Source organism: Geomonas azotofigens, from assembly GCF_018919395.1.
In the GTDB taxonomy this organism is placed as follows: domain Bacteria; phylum Desulfobacterota; class Desulfuromonadia; order Geobacterales; family Geobacteraceae; genus Geomonas; species Geomonas azotofigens.
The window spans coordinates 1-4530 of the sequence record NZ_JAHLME010000016.1; the positions used below are offsets into that span (position 1 = coordinate 1).

At 66.1% G+C, this 4530-nt stretch carries 2 protein-coding genes; both read left to right on the forward strand.

The genetic code is table 11. The features are described from left to right. The first annotated feature begins 61 nt into the window (after positions 1-61). Positions 62-3700, forward strand: a complete 3639-nt coding sequence (locus tag KOL99_RS21515) for a cytochrome c3 family protein (protein WP_216512501.1) — start codon at positions 62-64, stop codon at positions 3698-3700. Between the two features lie 129 nt (positions 3701-3829). Beyond that, positions 3830-4530 (forward strand): CxxxxCH/CxxCH domain c-type cytochrome (locus KOL99_RS21520; RefSeq protein WP_328760933.1); only part of this gene is annotated, 701 nt, incomplete at its 3' end.

Here is a 4530-nt window from a genome sequence, read left to right on the forward strand (position 1 = left end):
ACTATTTCGTACCTCTACATCGTCCATTACCGCACGTGAGGATCAGGGACAGGGGAAGGCTATGCTGAAAAAAACACTGGCTGTTCTGGCTGCTACGGCCATCATATCGGGAGCGCTCTGGTCATGGGCAGCGACATCGTTTCAGCTGCAAACGAAGCTGAACAGCGCCGGCGGCAGCCTGCAGGTCCGCAACAACCCCGTCCAGACAGTGGCCGGCACGGTCATCTACAGCAACTTCACCACGGCCGACCCGGTTCCGGTGAAGGTGACCGCCAACCCCGGCTACAAGATCACCAGCCTGACCAAGACCGGCGTGGCCCAGGTGATCGGCAACTACACGACTCACTACTCCACCACCTTCAAAAAGGTTGACGGCTCGACGCAGTCCCTGGTGGCGGGCTTCACCGCGCAGAAGTACACCGTCACCGGCGTCGTCTACGGCCCGGGCATCATCACCCCGGCCAGCACCCAGGTGGCCTACGGCGGCACCGCCGTGTTCACCGCGAGCCCGAGCACCGGCGCGGTCTTGACCGGCGTCACCGGCGGCACGGTCACCAACGCTTCCGGCGGCGCGGTCAGCTACCCCTACACGAGCCCGGTCACCATCACCGTCAGCAACGTGACCGCCCCGACCGGCGTCTCGGCCTCCTTCGCCACGGTCGGCGTCAACGCCGGCGAGGACCAGACCGGCATGATCATCACCAAGGCGACCCTGAGGGGCTCCATGCAGGGGAGCGGCACCTTCACCTGGAGCCAGGATAGCGGCCCGGTGGTCACCCTGCAGGACATCAACACGCTCAACCCGAGCTTCGTGCCGATGCAGCTTGGCACCTACGTGTTCCGGCTCACCCAGTACTTAAGCGGCGTGGCGGTGGCGACCTCCACCGTGCAGGTGAGGGTGGTCGAGTCGCTGATCAGCTCCATGAGAACCGACTGCAACGGCTGCCACTCCGCCTCGGGGGTCTACCCGACCCCGCTGGCGTTCACCCTGTGGTCCTCCTCGAACCACAAGGAGCTGGGCGTCTCCTGCGTTTCCTGCCACACCACCGGGGCGATGCCGACCCCGGTCAACACCTCGAGCGTCAACTCCAGCACCTTCGTGAACCAGCTCCCCAGCGCGGGGCCGGTGGGGGGGTACTACTGCGAGGCCTGCCACAGCGATTCGATCTTCTCGGGCTACGACCGCTCCATGCACAAGACGGTCGGCGTCACCTGTACCTCCTGCCACAAGCAGGGGCCGCACCTTCCGGAGGCGGACCCGGGTGTCTGCCAGGGGTGCCACTACAACGGCCTGGGCATCGTCCCGAACCACACGGTCGAGATCGGCAGGAACGTCATGTGTATCTCCTGCCACAACCCGCACTCGAGCTTCGCGGCGGTGCAGGGTGACCTGGAGACGCTGCACTACGGCAACATGACCACCGGCGCCTACCCGGCGACCTACGTCACCTCGCGCTCGGCCTGCACCGACTGCCACTACTCGTCGGTGACCAACCAGGCGATCCGCCAGGCGTGGTACACCTCCGGCCACGCCAAGGGGAGCGCTCCGGCATGGTCCTCCTACGACTTCAAGACCATGAACGGCTGCGTGCAGTGCCACACGACCACCGGCTTCGTGGCCTACTCCACCGCCAAGGTGACCACGGCCTGGGGCGACTCCGCGGACAAGACCAAGGAGATGCTGACCTGCCGCGCCTGCCACGTGGACATCACCGCCGGCGCGCTGCGCACCATGCAGCCGTCCAAGCCGTTCGCCAACGAGCCCGCCTACGTGAACCCGCCGGTGGGCGAGTCGAACCTGTGCATGACCTGCCACAGCGGCACCAACACCGGCCAGGTGATCACGGCGAAGCTGCAGGCCAACGCCGACTTCGGGAACCTCGCCTTCATCCCGCCGCACTACGCGGTTTCCGGGGCCACCATGTACGCCAAGGGCGGCTACCACTTCCCGGGGCGCGACTACGACCTTGGCGCCACCCACAGTAACCTCGGCGTCACCACCGGCAAGGGCCCCTGCGTCATGTGCCACCGAAACGGCACCTACGGCCACTCCTTCAGAAGCGGCGTGAGCACGCTGTGCACCTCCTGCCACGGCAACAACATGCAGGAAGAGCAGCGCCAGCTGGCGCGCGACTCCTTCACGAGCCTCCTGGAAGTGCTGCGGGCGCAGCTGGCCGCCAAGGGCTTCATCTACACGGACAAGGCGCCGCACTTCAACGAGCGCAACTGGGGCTACGGCCAGGCGGGCGCCAACGTGATGGGAGCGGCCTTCAACTACGCCCTTTTGGTGCGCGAGCTCGGCTCCTTCGGGCACAACCCGCGCTACGCGAAGCAGCTGGCCATGGACTCCATCGACATCCTGGACAACGGCGTCATCGACGACTCGGTGACCACGCTGGCGGTGCCGACGCTGCGCGACGCGGGTCTCATCACCCAGGCGGTGGCGGACTCGGTGGTGGCCTACAAGGCGCGTAACCTCTGCATCAGCTGCCACGGCGGTTCGGCCTCGACCCCGAGCCCGATGGCGACCAACCAGCACGGCACCCACATCACCGCGGTCTACGGCCCGGGGGCCTACCTCGGCAGCGAGTACACCGCCTGCCAGGCGTGCCACGTGGGAACCACCGCGACCCACAACAACGGCTCCCCGGATCTTAAGAGCGGCGACGGCTCCCTGTGCCTTGGTTGCCACGCCGGGCAGTTCGTGGATTGGAAGACCACCACCCGCATCGAGTGCACGGTCTGCCACGCGGCGAACCCGTCCACGCTCCCCAACGGTACCCAGGCCCCCTACAAGGCGTACTTCGGCCTCAAGGGCCACGGCCGCTTCTCGGCGAGCAACCAGTGCTCGGTATGCCACGATCCGAACGCGACCCATATCACCGGGACGCTGGGCGACTCCAAGCGCCTGCGCATGAACAACGACAACACGCTGTGCGCCTCCTGCCACAGTAACCCGACCGTGGTCTCCGCGCGCTTCCTGAACATCAGCACGCACCGCACCAAGGAAGGGGCACCGGTGGACTGCCGCGAGTGCCACGACACGCACGGCACGACGAACCTCTCCATGATCCGCAGCGAGATCAGGGGCTTCACCATCGCCTACACGGACCGGGTCAACACGCTGGTGGAGACCACCACCAACCGCGGCCTGTGCCAGGTCTGCCACACCAAGACCAACTACTACCGCGCCGGGGTGCCGGAGAGCAGCCACTTCACCTCGGGGTGCCTGGACTGCCACACCCACACCAGCTCGGGCGGCGCCTTCAAGCCGATCGGCGGTGGCTGCGACTCCTGCCACGGCTACCCGCCGGCTCCCAAGAACACGGCGACCGGCTTCGGCGGCTACGCGAACTGGGCCAACGCGCGCTTCGAGGATTACTCGGGTGGCGGCGGCGCGCACCTGGTGGCGGCGCACATCTCGCCGTTCGCCAAGGCGGAGGAGGGGTGGACCAACTGCACGGCGTGCCATAACGGCGGCGCGACCGGTCTCACGCCGTACCACAAGATGGTGACGCCCATCAAGGACCACGTAGAAAACGTGACGGTGCTGGTGGACAACAGCCTGCGCTTTGCCAACAGCTTCACCATCTACACCGGCGCGAGCCTGACCAGCGTGCCGGGCGCCAACAGGACCGGCAGCTGCTTCAACATCGCCTGCCACATGAGCCCCTCGGCACGGTGGAGCACCGAGCGCTAGCGCGGATTGGAACAAAATCTCAAGTAACTGAATCGATCGCCGATTCAGCTTGGATAAAGTCTGACATTGCGTCAGACACCGAAAGAGGAGGAAGAGATGGTATCAAAGTATGGAGGTCGATGTTTGTTCGTGTTGGCATTGCTTGTGCTGACACTGGTGCAGTTGACCGCGAGCAAGGCACAGGCCGCGTCGCAGTACAACTATGACTGTTCTTTCTGCCACACGATGCCGCCGCTGGACTCGGCAACGAGCAAGAAAGATCCCAACACCGGCGCAGTGCCGGGTAACCACGCAGGTCACGCCACCTCGGCGGTCAGCTCCTGCGTCACGTGCCACGGCACCGCGGTAAGCAGCTACCCGATGGGTCACCGCAACAAGACCATCGAGCTCTCCGACGGCATCGGCTACTCCAGGAAGATCGCGGCCGGCTTCGTGAACCAGACCTCGGTTCCGCCGAACCCGATGGGGACCTGCTCCACCGCAGCCTGCCACAGCGACGGCAAGGGCACCCTGCGTGCGACCCCGGCCTGGGGTAGCGCAGCCCTCACCGTGCCGGGCGGCTGCTCCGCCTGCCACAGCGTCGCGCCTTCCACCGGCAACCACCCGACCGCGGGGACCAAGCACGCCAGCTACTACGGCACCGGCGTCGGCTCCTGCGTACAGTGCCACACCGACCACTCGGTACAGGCCAAGCCGTTCAGCCACGCCACTTCGGCCGGCCACCGCGCCATCGAGGTGAAGTTCGCCACCGGCGGCACCTTCGCGTTGAACCAGTGCTCCAACGTCTACTGCCACAGCAACGGCCGCGGCACCTACACCCCGCCGACCTG

Coding starts and splice junctions, on each gene's coding strand:
- KOL99_RS21515 (WP_216512501.1), top strand. CDS start 62: ATGCTGAAAAAAACACTGGCTGTTCTGGCTGCTACGGCCATCATATCG.